The following is a 701-nucleotide window of genomic DNA, read 5'->3' on the forward strand; positions in this document are numbered from 1 at the left end:
GATCGTATAGATGTTGCAGAAAGTGTTAGACTTTTACAAGAAGTAAAACCAGATTTGAAAAAAATTGGTTATCTTTATAATGCTTCTGAGGCAAATTCTGTTTCGACACTTAAAACGTTAAAGGATGTAGCAAAAAAAGCTGGAATTGAAATTATTCCCTCATCGGCACCAAAGCCTTCAGATGTTCAGGCAGCAACACGCGCTTTAATCGGTAAGGTCGATATTATTTTTGTTCCTGCTGATAATACGATTTTATCTGTTTTAGAAGGTGCAATAAAGGTCTCAGAGGAAGCCAATATGCCTGTATTTACTGTTGATGCGAATACTATCGGGCGCGGGCCTTTTATGACGCAAGGTGTGAATTTCTATGATGTAGGGGTTGATGCTGGGAAATTGGTTGTGCGTATTCTAAAGGGTGAAAAGCCTGGTGATATTGATGTTGTGCAGGCGGCTAATAATGACATTCGAATTGATTTGAAAGCAGCCCAAAAAGCAGGGATTATTATTCCGCAGGCAGTTATTGACCGTGCAACAAAAGTGATTCAATAACTTTTATTGATAGAGTGTTGATACAATAAAAATACGTTAAGTTTTCATGGGGATTGTCTTTACATGAATATATTTGCGTTTTCTGGTGCTGTGGAATTAGGCCTTATTTATGCGTTTGTTGCTATAGGGGTTTATCTTTCATTTCGGGTTTT

1 protein-coding gene is annotated in these 701 nt (G+C 37.7%); it reads left to right on the top strand.

Annotation, left to right across the window (positions count from 1 at the left end):
- On the top strand, positions 1 to 549 hold a 549-nt coding region (locus ACFIL8_RS11830; RefSeq protein WP_375689976.1), incomplete at its 5' end, for an ABC transporter substrate-binding protein.
- Positions 550 to 701 lie beyond the last annotated feature (152 nt).

The sequence above is a fragment of the Bartonella sp. AP57NXGY genome (genome assembly GCF_042195805.1).
Classification (GTDB): Bacteria; Pseudomonadota; Alphaproteobacteria; order Rhizobiales; family Rhizobiaceae; genus Bartonella.